The sequence below is a fragment of the Alcanivorax sp. HI0007 genome, from assembly GCF_001635525.1.
Taxonomy (GTDB): domain Bacteria; phylum Pseudomonadota; class Gammaproteobacteria; order Pseudomonadales; family Alcanivoracaceae; genus Alcanivorax.
Genome location: NZ_LWEJ01000286.1, coordinates 1 through 15791, shown reverse-complemented (window position 1 = coordinate 15791; position 15791 = coordinate 1). Strand labels below are relative to the sequence as shown.

Sequence of the window (15791 nt, the reverse complement as noted above, 5' to 3'; positions counted from 1 at the left end):
GTACAAGGGTCCCCCGTGGATATCGGCGGTTACTATAATCCCGATTTTGGCAAGGTCTCTGCTGCCATGCGGCCCAGTGCCACCTTCAACAATATCCTCGACAGACTCTAGTCTCTGCAGTGAATAAGAAGGCCGGCGCAAGCCGGCTTTTTTATGGACAATCCACCGGGCCCTGTTTCAGTCGCAATGTTCAATCCGGCTCTCTGACCGCTTGGGTGGCTGTCTGAAGATCGGGCGGAAAGCTTGCTTAATCGGCCTCCGGGCAGATGTCCGCCGCTTGCAGGTCGGTGCTATACTCGCCAGTAAATACCTGTTTCGCTTTTATTCAGAGGGAGTAGTGTAGATGGGATACCAAAAGATCACGGTGCCTGCAGACGGTGACAAAATCACGGTCAATGCGGACCTGTCCCTGAATGTCCCCAATCATCCGATCATTCCGTATATCGAAGGGGACGGCATTGGTGTTGATATCTCACCGGTAATGATGAAAGTGGTGAATGCAGCCATTGAAAAAGCCTATGGCACCAAGCGCGGCATCACCTGGATGGAAGTGTATGCAGGGGAAAAGGCCACGGTAGTCTACGGGCCGGATGTCTGGCTGCCGGAGGAGACCCTCGAAGCCCTGCGGGAGTTTACCGTGGGCATTAAAGGGCCACTGACTACCCCGGTGGGAGGGGGTATCCGTTCACTGAACGTGGCCTTGCGTCAGGAGCTGGACCTTTATACCTGTATGCGTCCTGTGCGCTACTTTGAAGGGGTTCCCAGCCCGGTTGTGCACCCCGAACTCACCGATATGATCATTTTCCGGGAAAATTCTGAAGATATTTACGCCGGTATTGAGTGGGCGGCCGACAGCCCGGAAGCGACCAAGCTGATTCGTTTCCTGCGAGAGGAAATGGGCGTCACCCAGATCCGCTTCCCGGAAGGCTGTGGTATTGGCATCAAGCCGGTGTCCCGGGAGGGGACCCAGCGCCTGGTGCGCAAGGCGATTCAGTATGCCATCGACAATGACAAGGATTCCGTGACCCTGGTGCACAAGGGCAACATCATGAAGTACACTGAGGGGGCCTTTAAGGACTGGGGCTACCAGCTTGCCGGCGAGCGATTTGGCGCCGAGTTGCTGGATGGCGGCCCCTGGATGACCATGAAAAACCCGCGAACCGGCAAGGACATCATCATCAAGGATGTGATCGCCGATGCGTTTCTGCAGCAGATCCTCATGCGTCCTGCCGATTACAGCGTGATCGCGACCCTGAACCTGAACGGTGACTATATTTCCGACGCGCTGGCAGCGGAAGTGGGGGGGATCGGTATTGCCCCGGGTGCCAACATCGGTGGCTCCGTGTCCCTGTTCGAGGCGACCCACGGTACGGCGCCGAAATATGCAGGGCAGGACAAGGTGAACCCGGGTTCCCTGATCCTGTCAGCGGAAATGATGCTGCGGCATATGGGCTGGAACGATGCGGCTGACCTGATCATCAACGGTGTGGAAGGGGCCATTGCGGCCAAAACCGTGACCTATGACTTCGAGCGACTGATGCCTGATGCCACCTTGCTGAAGTGTTCCGAATTCGGGGATGCGGTGATAGAGCATATGGGCATCTGATTTCTCAGATACCCCTGCGGCACAGATTGCTCAGGAAGGCGTCGACTGATTTTCAGCGGCGCTTTTTTCGTGGTCGCCTTCGGCGTAATCCCCGTCAGCCCTGAGATTGACAGCGTGGAAGCCCTTGTTGGCCGGCTGAACCTCGTATTCCACGGGCTGACCAGCCTTCAGGCTCTTGTAGCCTTCCATCTGGATATAGGAGTAGTGAACAAACAGGTCCTCACCCCCTTCATCCGGCCTGACAAACCCGTACCCCTTGGCGTTGTTAAACCACTTTACTCGTCCCGTTGCCATGGTCCTTCCCTCTTGCCTATCCAATGGCTGTCGTTGTTTGTTGTTATCCCCGGGCCGACTGCTGCGGTAAACTGGAATCCGGAGTTATCGTGCAACTTTTAAACATGCGTGGCGGGGTGTCAAGCCCGTGAAATATTCAACGGGTGCCAGGCTGCTAGGGATTGAAAAATCCGTTACCGTCCATCATTTCTTCATTGCCTGCTGACGCAAGCAGGGTTACAACGGTTTTGAGGCATTATGAACTGGCAACAACAAGGGCACTGGGTAATGGCTCACGGAAAAGAGGATCTCCGTAATGGGCCTGCGGATTCGCCTTCCGATCCGGATCGTCACGGCGATCTGGCAGTGGAAGAGGCCAGGCCGAAGTTGAAGCCACCGTCCATGTACAAGGTGTTGATGCTCAATGATGACTACACCCCCATGGATTTTGTGGTAGAGATACTGGAAGACTTCTTCAACCTGGGCCGGGAGCAGGCCACTCGCGTGATGCTCACGGTTCATACCGAAGGAAAGGCGGTATGCGGGGTGTACCCCCAGGATATCGCCGAAACGAAAGCCACTCAGGTGGTGGAATACGCCCGTGAAAATCAGCACCCGCTGATGTGTCAGGTGGAGAAAGCCTGATTCAGGCTCTCCAGCTGGATTCCCGGGTACTGCAGTGAGGTAGCCTTATGCTCAGCAAAGAACTGGAAATGACGCTGAATGAAGCGTTTCGCCATGCACGTAGCCACCGTCATGAATTCATGACCGTTGAGCATTTGCTGCTGGCGCTGCTGGATAACGAGGCGGCCATCGAGGTCCTGCGCGCCTGTAGCGCGGATCTGGAGGAACTGCGCGATGCGTTAAGCCAGTTTATTGAGGACTCCACCCCGCTGTTGCCGGAAAGTGATCCGGATCGTGATACCCAGCCAACCCTGGGGTTCCAGCGTGTGCTCCAGCGCGCCGTCTTCAGCGTGCAATCCTCCGGCAAGAAAGAGGTGACCGGCGCCAACGTGCTGGTGGCCATCTTTAACGAACAGGAAAGCCAGGCAGTCTATTTCCTTAACTGCCAGGATATCCATCGCCTGGACGTGGTGAATTTTATCGCCCACGGCATTTCCCAGGTGCAGGATGCGGAGCCGTCCATGGAGGCGGAACAGGACATGGAAAATGCCGGGGAGAGTGCCCCGGCCAGCGCCCTGGAAAACTATGCCAGCAACCTGAATGAGCTGGCCCGTGCGGACCGCATTGATCCGCTGGTGGGGCGTGCTTTCGAAATAGAGCGGGCGGCCCAGATACTCTGCCGTCGCCGCAAGAATAACCCGCTCCTGGTCGGCGAGCCCGGTGTCGGCAAGACCGCTATTGCTGAGGGTCTGGCACGGATGATCGTGGAAGAGAAGGTGCCGGAACCACTGCTGGATGCCACCGTCTATTCCCTGGATCTGGGCGCGTTACTGGCCGGTACCAAGTACCGTGGCGATTTTGAGAAACGCCTGAAATCGGTGCTGGCCGAATTGAAGAAAGACCCCAACTCGATTCTCTTCATCGATGAGATCCATACCATCATCGGCGCAGGTGCCGCTTCTGGCGGCGTTATGGATGCCTCCAACCTTCTCAAGCCGATGCTGGCTAGTGGCGAGCTGAAGTGCATGGGCTCGACCACCTTCCAGGAATACCGTGGTGTATTCGAGAAGGATCGGGCCCTGTCGCGCCGGTTCCAGAAAATCGATGTGGTAGAGCCCTCGGTGGAAGATACCGTGGGGATTCTCAAAGGGTTGAAGAGCCGTTTTGAGCAGCACCACGATGTGACCTACAGCGATGCCGCGCTCAAGGCGGCGGCGGAGCTCAGTGCCCGTTATATCAATGATCGCTACCTGCCGGACAAGGCCATTGATGTGATTGACGAGGTGGGTGCCTGGCAACGTTTGCGCCCGGAAGACCAGCGCAAGCACACCATTGACGAGTCTGACGTGGAAGACATGGTGGCCAAGATCGCGCGCATTCCTCCCAAGCAGGTGTCGTCTTCCGACAAGGAACTGCTGCGTAATCTGGAGCGGGACCTGAAGATGACCGTGTTCGGGCAGGAGGAAGCCATTGATACCATCTCGGCGGCCATCAAGCTGTCCCGTGCCGGCCTCAAGGGCGAACACAAGCCCATTGGCAGTTTCATGTTTGCCGGCCCCACCGGGGTGGGCAAGACCGAGGTGAGCCGGCAACTGGCCCGGGCTCTGGGTGTGGAACTGGTGCGCTTTGACATGTCCGAGTACATGGAGCGTCATACAGTCAGCCGCTTGATCGGCGCACCCCCGGGCTACGTGGGTTATGACCAGGGCGGTCTGCTCACCGAGGCCGTGACCAAGACGCCTCACTGTGTGCTGCTTCTGGACGAAATCGAAAAGGCTCACCCGGAGGTATTCAATATCCTGTTGCAGGTCATGGACAATGCCACGCTGACCGACAATAACGGTCGCAAGGCGGATTTCCGCAACGTGATTGTGATCATGACCACCAACGCAGGCGTGGAAGTGCTGAACAAGCGCACCATCGGCTTCACGGAGCAGGATAACAGCACCGATGGCATGGAGATGCTGAAAAAGGTCTTCACCCCCGAGTTCCGCAATCGGCTGGATGGCATCATCCAGTTCAAGCCGCTGTCCACAGAGGTCATCCTCGGTGTGGTGGACAAGTTCCTGGTGGAACTGCAGGCGCAACTGGACGAGAAAGGCGTGGTGCTCAACGTGGACAAGGCGGCGCGTACCTGGTTGGCGGACAAGGGCTATGACAAGGATATGGGGGCACGCCCCATGGCCCGCCTGATTCAGGAACAGCTCAAGAAGCCGCTGGCGGAAAAGCTGCTGTTCGGGGAGCTTTCAGCTAACGGTGGCCAGGTCGATGTGACCGAGAAGGGCGGCCAACTGTCGCTCACCGTCAAGGCGGCGGAGCCGGAGCCAGCGTAGAAGCAATTGATAGTTGATAATTGACAGTTGAAAACGAGAAACGAAAAAACCCGGCAAAGCCGGGTTTTTCGTCAGGAATAGATATTAAGCAAGGGGGCCTGCACCTCTGCAGGTTTCCGCAAAACATAGAAAAAGAAAATACCCCTGGCTCACGAAGAGGCAGGGGTATTTTTTTAGCTATCAACTGTCAATTGAAGGCTTATTTCATGCGGAACGTAATACGGCCCTTGGTCAGGTCATAGGGGGACATTTCCACCTTGACCCGGTCACCGGTGAGAATGCGGATATAGAATTTACGCATCTTCCCGGAGATATGGGCGGTAATAACATGACCGTTGTCCAGCTTCACACGAAACATCGTGTTCGGCAGGGTTTCAACGATGACACCTTCTAGTTCAATCTGCTCTTCTTTCGCCATCCAACGAATACCTTGGGTTACCGGCTATTAGCGGGCGCAATTGTGCCGGAAAAGACGCCGGGCTGCAAAAGAAGTTGGGACGGGAAAGAAAAGCGGGTTATTCCAGGTGGTATCGGCCGCTCTAGTCCTTCTTGAACTCTTTCCAGGCACCACTGCGGAGGATTTCCAGGGGCTGGTACTGGCTCTTGTAGGCCATCTTCTGACACTGGTCAATCCAGTATCCCAGATAGAGATAGGGAAGCTCCAGGTGATGGCACTGACGAATCTGCCAGAGCAGGGCCATTACCCCCAGGCTGCGCTCCGCCAGTGTCGGGTCAAAGAAGGTATAAACCGCAGAGAGACCGTCCGCCAGCTGATCGGTCACGGCCACCGCCAGCAGGTCGCCCTGGCGGCGGAAGCAGTAGAAGTGGGTATCCGCCCAGTCGCAGGTCAGGAAATTGGTAAATTGCTCCTCCGAAGGCGGATACATGTCGCCGTCACCATGTCGCTGATCAATATAGGCGGCGTAAAGGTTGTAGAACTCACGGGTGTAGCGGGCCGGCTCACGATGAACCGTAAGATCCCGGTTGGTTTTCTCGATACGCCGATGCCGGCGCCGGGGTTGGAAATCCGCCACCCGGACCCGGGCGGGAATACAGGCGTTGCAGCCCTCGCAGTGCGGCCGGTAGAGATAATCGCCGCTGCGACGAAACCCCAGCAAGCTCAGTTCGCTGTAGAGCTCTGGTGACAATTTGGCCTGGGGGTCCACAAACAGGGTAGAGGCCTGGCGGTCCTCCAGGTAACTGCAGCTGTGGGCCGGGGTGCGGAAGAACCGCAGCGTGGACAGATCGGTCATGGCCTCAGTGTAGCGAATATCCTGGTGGAAGCCATATCCCTGAGAGGGGGCAGGGGCGCTAATTCTGCCCTTTTCCGGGAGAGGAGCGGCGCAGCTTCTGTCGCTGGCGCCCTAGGGCGCGCTTTCGAGGATCAGGGACCGGTCCCAATCGGTATCCGGCCAACGCTCTGCCTTGGCAGCGTCAGGAATCAGTTGGTGCAGCAGACCCTCAAAAGCGGGTCGGTCAATCAGTTCGGCGCCCAGGGTCAGCAGGTGCGGGTTTTCCACCTGGGCATCAATCAGTTCGATACCGAGGGTGGGCGCCAGGGCGCGCAGTGCCGCAAAGGCCATCTTTGAGCCATTTTGTCTTGGCGATACCATGGATTCCCCGAAGAAGACGCCCCCCAGCTTGATACCGTAAACGCCGCCGGCAATGGCGCCGTCCTGCCAGATCTCCAGACTGTGGGCGAAGCCAAGCTGGTGCAGGTCCACATAGGCAGTGATCATTTCTTCGCTGATCCAGGTGCCCATCCCATCCGCCCGGGGGGCGGCACACAGGCGCATCACCGATTCAAAGTCGCGATCCAGGGTGACAGTAAAGTCGGTCCGGCGCAGATGGCGGGTCAGGCTCCGGCTGACATGTATCCGTTGCGGGCGAATCACGCAGCGTGGGGCAGGGGACCACCAGAGGATGGGTTGATAATCCGCGTCGTACCAGGGAAAGATGCCCAACGAATAAGCCCGGAGGAGTGTCTCCGGGCTCAGATCGGCCCCGGCGGCCAGCAGGCCGTCCGGGTCGCGCAGGGCGGTGCGGGTATCCGGGAACGGGGTTCCCGGCTCCAGCCACGGCACCATGGCTTAGTGGTTCAGGTTATCCAGATACTTCTCCGCATCCAGAGCGGCCATACAGCCGGCACCGGCGGAGGTCACTGCCTGGCGGTAGACGTGGTCAGCCACATCACCGGCAGCGAACACGCCTTCCACACTGGTGGCCGTCGCATTGCCTTCAATGCCGCTGCGGATCTTGATGTAGCCGTCATTCATGTCCAGCTGACCTTCAAAGATATCCGTATTCGGCTTGTGACCGATGGCAATGAAGACGCCCTGCAGTTCCAGATCCTTGCTGCCTTCACCCTTGGTGGACTTGATGCGCATACCGGTCACGCCGCTGTCGTCGCCCAGTACCTCTTCCAGGGTGTGATCCCACTCGACGCTGATGTTGTCCTTGGCCAGCAGCTTGTCCTGCAGGATTTTCTCCGCACGCAGGCTGTCTCGACGGTGCACCAGGGTAACGTGTTCAGCGATGTGTGACAGGTACAGAGCTTCCTCAACGGCGGTATTGCCGCCGCCAATGACAGCCACGCGCTGGCCCTTGTAGAAGAAACCGTCACAGGTGGCGCAGGCGGACACCCCTTTGCCCATGAAAGCTTCCTCGGACTCCAGGCCCAGGTACATGGCGGAAGCGCCGGTGGCAATGATCAGGGCGTCGCAGGTGTAGGTGCCGCTGTCACCCTTGAGAGTGAAGGGGCGATTACGGACATCCACTTCATTGATGTGGTCGTACACCATCTGCGTCTCGAAGCGCTCGGCGTGCTGCTGCATGCGCACCATCAGGTCCGGGCCTTGCAAACCTTCCACATCACCGGGCCAGTTATCTACCTCGGTGGTGGTGGTGAGCTGCCCACCGGGCTGAATCCCGGTAATCACCACCGGCTTCAGGTTGGCTCGGGCGGCGTAAACGGCGGCGGTGTAACCCGCAGGGCCGGAACCGAGGATAATCAGGCGATGGTGCTGCACGTCGCTCATTGAGAACTCCAGTTGATAGGTAAGGGCAGGTTGTCACCCAGCTAATGGGGGTGCGGCACTGCACATTCAAGGCGTGTGAAAACTACCGTAAAACCGGGGTGACGTGAAGCCTATCGAACCTATAGATTTGGCCAACCGACTCCACGCCGGGCAGGCAGCCAGGGGGAATTGTGCGATAATGCCCGGCGGCTCGGCCGGGCCGGGGCCACAAAGCTGGCCGCTCCCAGCGGGATTGACTACAATCGCAATAATTTCAATTCGTTATCAGCACTTTTTTAAGCGTAACTTTATGAATGCGAGGGGCAAGGCGTGAGTAAAACGGTTGCCGGGCAAGGACAGTCCGGGTTTTCCCGCCATCTCAAGCGCGGTTTGGTAGAAGGCATGGTGATCGCCCTGATTGCCCTGTCCCTGTATCTGCTGCTGGCGCTGATCAGTTTCGACAGCCGGGATCCGGGTTGGTCCTATGTGGGCAATGTGGATGCGGTGCGCAATGCCGCCGGCCGGGCAGGGGCGTTCAGCGCTGACTTGCTGCTGGGCCTGTTCGGCTACATGGCTTATCTGTTTCCGGTGCTGGTGGGCTTTTGGGCCACCAAGGTGCTGAGAGAGCGCCATGCGGGCCTGCCGGGCAGCTGGCCATTATTCAGCCTGCGCCTGGTGGGCTTTGTCCTGACCATGCTGGCGGGAACCGCACTGTCCTATATGCACTTCACCGTGGGGGATGCCCTGCCGGAAGGGGCAGGGGGGATTCTCGGCCACGAGGTCGGTGCCGCAGCACTGGACGGTTTTAACCCCCTGGGCGGCTCACTGATCATGGTGGCCCTGTTCCTGATCGGGGTGACGATCTTTACGGATCTGTCATGGATCGCTCTGGCCGAAGGGCTGGGTGCCCTGGTGCTGGGGGCCTTCGAGAAAATCCCCGCCTGGTGGCAGGCTCGCCGCAAGAAGCGCGAGGAGGCCCAGCAGAAGAAAGAGGCCCATGAAAAGCGCGCCAAGGTGATCAGCGAAGCGAAGAAGAAAGCCGAGACCCGCACCCCCCCGAAGATCGCCAAACCGGCCAAACCGGTGGAGAAGAGCGCCCGGGTCCAGAAAGAGAAACAGCAGAAACTCTTTACCACCGAGGTCACTGGCGAGCTGCCACCGCTGGTGCTCCTGGATCAGGTGGAAGAGTCTAAAGGGGGCTTTTCCGAGGAAGCCCTGGAAGGCATGTCTCGCCTGCTGGAAATCAAGCTCAAGGACTTCAATATCGAAGCGGAAGTGGTGGCGGTGCAGCCCGGCCCGGTGATTACCCGCTTTGAAATCCAGCCGGCACCTGGCATCAAGGTGTCGCGAATCACTAACCTGGCCAAGGATCTGGCTCGCTCCCTGGCGGTGATCAGTGTGCGGGTGGTGGAAGTGATCCCCGGCAAGACCACGGTCGGCATCGAGATTCCCAACGAACAACGGGAAATGATCCGCTTTACCGAAGTGGTCGGCACCCAGATGTTCGACCAGTCTCCGTCACCGTTGACCATGGCGCTGGGCAAGGACATTGCCGGTAACCCGGTCATGGCCGATCTGGCCAAGATGCCCCACCTGCTGGTGGCGGGCACCACCGGCTCGGGTAAATCGGTGGGCGTGAACGCCATGCTGCTTTCCATGCTGTTCAAGTCCAGCCCGGAAGATGTGCGGATGATCCTGATTGACCCCAAAATGCTGGAGTTGGCGGTCTACGATGGCATCCCCCATCTGCTGACCCCGGTGGTCACGGACATGAAGGAAGCCGCCGGCGCCCTGCGTTGGGGGGTGGGTGAAATGGAGCGCCGCTACCGGCTGATGGCATCCATGGGGGTGCGTAACCTTTCCGGCTATAACCGCAAGGTGGCAGACGCCAAGAAGGCGGGTCAGCCGCTCAAGGACCCCATGTGGAAGCCGGACGACCCCATGAATCTGGAGGAAGAGGCGCCATTGGCGGAGCATCTGCCCTACATCGTCATCGTGATCGATGAATTTGCCGACATGATGATGATCGTCGGCAAGAAGGTGGAAGAGCTGATTGCCCGTATTGCCCAGAAGGCCCGGGCCGCCGGTATCCACCTGATTCTTGCCACCCAGCGGCCATCCGTGGACGTGATCACCGGCCTGATCAAGGCCAACGTGCCGTCGCGGATCGGTTTCCAGGTGTCCTCCAAGATCGATTCCCGCACGGTGCTGGACCAGGGTGGGGCGGAGCAACTGCTCGGCCACGGTGACATGCTTTATTTGCCCGGCGGCAAAAGTGTTCCGGAACGTGTTCACGGCGCCTTTGTCTCAGATGAAGAGGTACACCGGGTCTGTGACGATTGGCGCAAACGCGGTGAGCCCAACTATCTGGACGAAATTCTGGATGGTGGCAGTGATCTCAATGCGCCCATGCCCGGTATGGAAAGTGCCGGTGGCGGGGGCGATGACGAAAACGACCCGCTTTACGATGAGGCGGTGGCCTATGTGACCCAGTCGCGCCGGGCCTCCATCTCTTCTGTGCAGCGGAAACTGAAAATCGGCTACAACCGTGCCGCCCGCCTGGTGGAAGCCATGGAGATGGCCGGGGTTGTCAGCGAGGCGGGGCACAACGGCCAGCGCGAAGTGCTGGCGCCGCCGCCGGTATAACAAGGAGTTTCAATGCGCAAGCTGTTAACGGGTTTACTGATTATGCCGTCCCTGTTGTGGGCGGCCCCCACCGATGAGCTGCTGTCCAAGCTGCAGAAGCTGGAATCCATGAAGGGCCAGTTTGAACAGATGGTGCTGGACCAGGGTGGTACCCACATGCAGGAAGCGGAAGGGGAGTTTCAGGTGGCCCGGGGCAACCGCTTCTACTGGTCCACGGCAATGCCCTTCGAGCAACTGGCGGTGTCCGATGGCAGCACCGTCTGGGTCTATGACAAGGATCTGGAACAAGTGGTGGTGCGCCCCCTGAGTCAGGACCTTGGCCAGACCCCTGCGCTACTGTTTGGCGGCAAACCTGCTGACGTGGCCGAGGCCTTCGCCATTTCCGAGCGTAGCCGGGAGGGAGAAAGCGTCACCTACCGCCTCAAGCCGAAAGGCAGCGATCCCTTGTTCGATCAGCTGGATGTGACGTTCGAGGGCGACAAGCCCCGTTCCATGCGTCTGCAGGATGCCCTGGGTCAGCAAACCGTGATCGATTTTCGCGACTTGATGATCAACACCGGCATTGATGCCGCGTTGTTCAACTTCGTGCCGCCGGAAGGCACGGATGTGATCCAGCAACAGCAATGAACGACCTGTTCGCCACCGATGCTGCCCGGCAGGCACAGCCCCTGGCGGCACGCCTGCGTCCCACCTCGCTGGACGAGTACGTGGGGCAGCAGCATCTGGTGGGCGACGGCAAACCTTTTCGCCAGGCACTGGAGCGGGGTCAACTGCATTCCATGATCCTGTGGGGGCCGCCGGGGACCGGCAAGACCACCCTGGCGTTGATTCTGGCCCAGGCGGTGGATGCGGCCTTTATCACGCTTTCCGCAGTGCTGTCCGGGGTCAAGGATATCCGCGCGGCGGTGGAACAGGCGCAGGTCCGCCTGGGCCAGGGGCGGCGCACGGTCCTGTTCGTGGACGAGGTGCACCGCTTTAACAAGGCCCAGCAGGACGCCTTCCTGCCCCATGTGGAAGAGGGCACCATCACCTTTATCGGTGCCACCACGGAAAATCCCTCTTTCGAGCTCAACAACGCCTTGCTGTCCCGGGCCCGGGTCTACCGACTGCGCTCACTGACCGCGGAGGACCTGCACGGTTTGCTGTCCCGTGCCCTGGCGGACCCCAGCCTGAAAGGCATGGAGCTTGACGGTGACGCTCGCCAGCTATTGCTCAACTACGCCGATGGTGATGCCCGGCGATTGCTGAATATGCTGGAAGTGGCGGCGGATCTGGCTGACGGCGAATCCCCGGTCATTGATGCGGCGCTGATGCGGGAAGTGCTTCGCGATGCGGTGCGTCGGTTCGACAAGGGCGGGGATCTGTTTTATGACCAGATCAGCGCGCTGCACAAATCCGTTCGCGGGTCTGATCCGGATGCGGCGCTGTACTGGTTTGCCCGCATGCTGGACGGTGGCTGTGACCCCCTGTACATTGCCCGCCGCGTGGTAAGGATGGCCAGTGAGGAAGTGGCCAATGCGGACCCCCGCGCCTTGACGCTCTGCCTGCAGGCCTGGGATGTCCAGGAGCGGCTGGGCAGCCCGGAAGGCGAGCTGGCCATCGCCCAGGCCATTGCTTACCTGGCGGTGGCGCCCAAGAGCAATGCGGTTTACAAGGCCTATAACCAGGCCCGGGCGCTGGTACGTGAGCACCCCACCGATGAGGTGCCACTGCATCTGCGTAACGCGCCCACCCAGTTGATGAAAGATGAAGGCTTCGGTGCCGAGTATCATTACGCCCACGATTTTCCGGATGCCTTTGTGGCTGGCGAGAACTACTTTCCGCCCAGCCTCAGCGGGACCCGCTTGTACGAACCGGTGAACCGGGGGCTGGAAATCAAGGTGGCGGAAAAGCTGGCGCGTCTGCGCGAGCTGAACCAGCAAAGTGACTGGCAACGCTACGGGGACGAGTCATGAATATGGCAACCCTGGCGCCCTGGCTGGCTGTTGCCGGCGGCGGAGCTGTTGGGGCCAGCCTGCGTTTTGCCACTACACTGTGGATCGGTGTGCCGACCATGCCGACCTGGCCGTGGACCACCTTCGGGGTGAATCTGGTGGGCAGTTTTTTGTTTGGCTTTCTGGCGGTGGCTCTGGCCAGCCTGCCGGTGGGTGAGCTCTGGCGGCTGGCGCTGATGACCGGCATGCTCGGCGCGTTGACCACGTTTTCCACCTTTTCCTTCGAACTGGTTCGATTGGTGGAAGTGAAAGCCTACGGCATGGCGGCTGGCTATGCCCTGGCCTCGGTGATGGTCTGTTTTTGTCTCGGTGGGCTGGGGTTGCTGCTGGGACGGTTGGTGTTTGAATAACGACCGCCGAAACAATACACCGTAGGAGCCATGCTCCCATGGCGAACCGCCCGTCAGGGCACTCTCGCGAGCAGGTTCGCCATGCAAGCATGGCTCCTACGGGAAAGAATCTTATCAGCGTCTTGCGTCAGGCATCTGGCGTCGGGCGTTTTTTGCCTGGAGTGAAACAAACATGCTGGATATTCGTGCCCTGCGTCAGGACGGTGAAGCCATCAAGGCAGCACTGGCCAAGCGTGGTTTTGACCTGGATCTGGATGCCTTTGCCGCCCTGGATGCTCGCCGCAAACAGGCCGACGTGCGATCACAGGATCTGCAGGCCGAGCGCAAGAAAGCGTCCAAGCAGGTGGGCCAGCTGATCCAGTCCGGCATGGATGTGGAGCAGGCCAAGGCCCAGGTGGCCGAATCCCTGAAGACCATTGACCAGGAACTGGATCAGGAGGTGGCCAACGCCAAGGCGATTCAGGATGAGATTCGTGATTTCCTGATGGGCATCCCCAATGTGCCTCAGGACGCCGTGCCTGCCGGCAATGACGAAGACGACAACGTGGAAGTGCGTCAGTGGGGCACACCGAAGGCCTTTGCCTTCGAGCCAAAGGACCATGTGGATGTGGGCGAGGCGCTGGGGCAGGGCAGTCTCGATTTCGAGCGTGCTGCCAAACTCTCCGGCAGCCGCTTTGCGGTGATGACTGGTGGCCTGGCCCGTCTGCATCGTGCGCTAATCGATTTCATGCTCGATATTCATAGCAGCGAACACGGCTATGAAGAAGTCTATGTACCTTACCTGGTGGGGCCGGAAGCCCTGCGCGGCACCGGTCAGCTGCCCAAGTTCGCGGATGACCTGTTCAAGATGGAAGGGGAACGCGAGCTGTACCTGATTCCCACCGCCGAGGTCCCGGTAACCAATCTGGCCGCTGACGAGATTATCGATGCGGAGGCGCTGCCCCGGCGCTATACCTGCCATACCCCCTGTTTTCGCTCTGAGGCAGGCAGCCATGGCAAGGACACCCGCGGCATGATCCGCCAGCACCAGTTCGAGAAGGTGGAGCTGGTGCAGCTGGTGCGCCCGGAAGAGTCGGATGCGGCCCTGGAAGCCCTGACCGGTCATGCGGAAGCGATTTTGCAGAAGCTGGATTTACCCTATCGGGTAGTGATCCTGTGTGGCGGCGATCTGGGCTTTTCTTCCTCCAAGACCTATGACATTGAGGTCTGGCTGCCCAGCCAGCAGCGCTACCGGGAAATCTCCTCCTGTTCCAATTTCCGTGACTACCAGGCCCGCCGCATGCAGGCCCGCTGGCGTAACCCGGAAACCGGCAAGCCCGAACTGGTACATACTTTGAATGGGTCGGGTCTGGCAGTAGGGCGTACACTGGTGGCGATTCTGGAGAACTATCAGAATGAGGATGGTTCCGTAACCGTACCGGAGGCACTGCGCCCCTACATGAGAGGCCTGGAGCGGTTGCAGTAGCACGCTCCCGGTCATTGAAACAGGGAGCAATCATGGAATTCCTGCCAATCAGCTGGCGTCTGCAGGGCAAATCGGCCCTGTTGGTGGGGGGCGGCGAAGTGGCCCTGCGTAAGGGGCGCCTCCTGCACCGATCTGGCGCAAAGGTGAATGTGGTAGCGCCTGAAGTGTGCGCAGAATTGTGCGACATCGTGGCGCAAAGTGGCGGTGAGTGTGTTGAGCGTGCCTTTGAATCCGGCGATCTGACCGGTCAGGCTTTGGTCATTTGTGCCACTGACGATGGGTCCGTGAATGCCTCGGTGGCGGAATTGGCCCAGGAAAAAGGCCTGCCGGTGAATGTGGTGGATAACCCGTCTCTGGGAGATTTCATCTTTCCGGCCATCGTGGACCGTTCCCCGGTGCTGATCAGTATCAGTTCCTCCGGGGCCTCGCCGGTACTGGCGCGCAAGCTGCGCAATCAGCTGGAGTCTGCGTTGCCGGCTCGCTGGGGTCGCCTGGCTGACCTGATGGCCAGATTCCGCCAACCCCTCAAGGACAAACTCAAGAACGTGGGCGCCCGCCGCCTGTTCTGGGAGCAGGCCCTGGAGGGTCCCCTGGTCGAAAAAGTCATGGCCGGCAAGGACAGCGAAGCCGAAGCCATGCTCAGCGAAGCCATCGAGCAGGCCGATGCAGCCCGCTTGAGCCGTGGTGAGGTCTACCTGGTGGGCGCCGGTCCCGGCGACCCGGACCTGCTTACTTTCCGCGCCCTGCGCCTGTTGCAGAAAGCCGATGTGGTCCTCTATGACCGTCTGGTGGGACAGGGCATCGTGGATCTGGCGCGGCGGGATGCGGAACTGGTTTACGTGGGCAAGGCGCGGGACAAACACGCCTTGCCCCAGGACAATATCAACGAACTGCTGGTCCATTACGCCAAACAGGGTAAGAAAGTGTGCCGGCTGAAAGGGGGAGACCCCTTTATCTTTGGCCGCGGCGGTGAGGAAATTGACCTGATCGTGGCGGAAGGCATCGACTTTCAGGTGGTGCCGGGTATTACTGCCGCCAGTGGGTGTGCCGCCTATGCCGGTATTCCGTTGACCCACCGTGACCATGCCCAGTCCGTGCGCTTCGTTACCGGCCATCGCAAGGATGGGACCGTTACCCTTGACTGGGAGCACCTGGTCAGTGAAACGGAGACCGTGGTCTTCTACATGGGGCTGGTGGGGCTGCGACAGATCTGCACTGAGCTGATGGAACACGGTCGTGCCGTCGACACGCCCATCGCCCTGGTGTCCCGCGGCACTACCAACCTGCAGGAAGTGATCACCGGTACCCTCGAGAGCCTGCCGGATCAGATCGAAGGGCGCGAGGTCCATGCGCCGACCTTGATCATTGTTGGCAGTGTGGTGAGCCTGCACTCGCAGTTTGAATGGTTCGGGAAGGGCAATTAATAATTAATAATGAATAGTTAATAGTTACGCGGTCAAGCGTATGGGGTTTTCAGACAAAG

15 protein-coding genes are annotated in these 15791 nt (G+C 59.4%); 10 read left to right on the top strand and 5 right to left on the bottom strand.

What is annotated here, in order from left to right:
* Together A3714_RS18430 and icd are read left to right on the top strand one after the other, a co-directional pair.
* Positions 1-111: NADP-dependent isocitrate dehydrogenase (locus A3714_RS18430; protein WP_156493881.1), on the top strand; the 111-nt coding region annotated here is incomplete at its 5' end.
* A 232-nt stretch (positions 112-343) separates the two neighbouring features.
* Entirely contained in the window at positions 344-1606 is a 1263-nt protein-coding gene (gene icd / locus A3714_RS17425) for an NADP-dependent isocitrate dehydrogenase (protein ID WP_062817269.1), read from the top strand.
* Between the two features lie 30 nt (positions 1607-1636).
* Here icd and A3714_RS17420 read toward each other — a convergent pair whose 3' ends face one another.
* Complete coding sequence (locus A3714_RS17420; protein ID WP_063508057.1) at positions 1637-1900, bottom strand: cold-shock protein; 264 nt, start codon at positions 1898-1900, stop codon at positions 1637-1639.
* Between the two features lie 267 nt (positions 1901-2167).
* Between A3714_RS17420 and clpS the strand changes: the two genes are divergently transcribed.
* Both clpS and clpA read left to right on the top strand, forming a co-directional pair.
* On the top strand, positions 2168-2524 hold the full coding sequence (gene clpS, locus A3714_RS17415; protein WP_062817271.1) for an ATP-dependent Clp protease adapter ClpS: 357 nt from the start codon (positions 2168-2170) through the stop codon (positions 2522-2524).
* 47 nt (positions 2525-2571) lie between these two features.
* Entirely contained in the window at positions 2572-4836 is a 2265-nt protein-coding gene (clpA, locus tag A3714_RS17410; protein WP_063508058.1) for an ATP-dependent Clp protease ATP-binding subunit ClpA, read from the top strand.
* A gap of 199 nt (positions 4837-5035) precedes the next feature.
* Here clpA and infA read toward each other — a convergent pair whose 3' ends face one another.
* From infA to trxB, 4 genes are all read right to left on the bottom strand, one after another.
* On the bottom strand, positions 5036-5254 hold the full coding sequence (gene infA / locus A3714_RS17405; protein ID WP_022984063.1) for a translation initiation factor IF-1: 219 nt from the start codon (positions 5252-5254) through the stop codon (positions 5036-5038).
* Between the two features lie 121 nt (positions 5255-5375).
* The gene (locus tag A3714_RS17400; RefSeq protein ID WP_063508059.1) at positions 5376-6089 is read right to left on the bottom strand and encodes an arginyltransferase; all 714 of its coding nucleotides are present in this window, start codon (positions 6087-6089) and stop codon (positions 5376-5378) included.
* A 111-nt stretch (positions 6090-6200) separates the two neighbouring features.
* On the bottom strand, positions 6201-6923 hold the full coding sequence (gene aat / locus A3714_RS17395; RefSeq protein ID WP_063508060.1) for a leucyl/phenylalanyl-tRNA--protein transferase: 723 nt from the start codon (positions 6921-6923) through the stop codon (positions 6201-6203).
* Positions 6924-6926: 3 nt separating this feature from the next.
* Positions 6927-7874, bottom strand: coding sequence for a thioredoxin-disulfide reductase (gene trxB / locus A3714_RS17390; protein ID WP_062817275.1), 948 nt, complete (start codon positions 7872-7874; stop codon positions 6927-6929).
* Between the two features lie 309 nt (positions 7875-8183).
* Between trxB and A3714_RS17385 the strand changes: the two genes are divergently transcribed.
* The 6 genes from A3714_RS17385 to cysG all read left to right on the top strand — a co-directional run bounded on the left by A3714_RS17385 (position 8184) and on the right by cysG (position 15732).
* Positions 8184-10499: a DNA translocase FtsK gene (locus A3714_RS17385; RefSeq protein WP_062817276.1), complete on the top strand. Its 2316-nt coding sequence runs from the start codon at positions 8184-8186 to the stop codon at positions 10497-10499.
* Between the two features lie 12 nt (positions 10500-10511).
* On the top strand, positions 10512-11126 hold the full coding sequence (lolA, locus tag A3714_RS17380) for an outer membrane lipoprotein chaperone LolA (RefSeq protein WP_062817277.1): 615 nt from the start codon (positions 10512-10514) through the stop codon (positions 11124-11126).
* Positions 11123-12454 carry a replication-associated recombination protein A gene (locus tag A3714_RS17375; RefSeq protein ID WP_063508641.1) on the top strand — a complete coding sequence of 444 codons (1332 nt, stop codon included), beginning with the start codon at positions 11123-11125 and terminating at the stop codon, positions 12452-12454. Before lolA ends, A3714_RS17375 begins: the two co-directional genes overlap by 4 nt.
* Complete coding sequence (locus A3714_RS17370; RefSeq protein ID WP_082844668.1) at positions 12451-12843, top strand: CrcB family protein; 393 nt, start codon at positions 12451-12453, stop codon at positions 12841-12843. Before A3714_RS17375 ends, A3714_RS17370 begins: the two co-directional genes overlap by 4 nt.
* A 172-nt stretch (positions 12844-13015) precedes the next feature.
* Positions 13016-14308 carry a serine--tRNA ligase gene (gene serS / locus A3714_RS17365; RefSeq protein WP_063508640.1) on the top strand — a complete coding sequence of 431 codons (1293 nt, stop codon included), beginning with the start codon at positions 13016-13018 and terminating at the stop codon, positions 14306-14308.
* Between the two features lie 32 nt (positions 14309-14340).
* Complete coding sequence (gene cysG, locus A3714_RS17360) at positions 14341-15732, top strand: siroheme synthase CysG (RefSeq protein ID WP_063508639.1); 1392 nt, start codon at positions 14341-14343, stop codon at positions 15730-15732.
* Positions 15733-15791 lie beyond the last annotated feature (59 nt).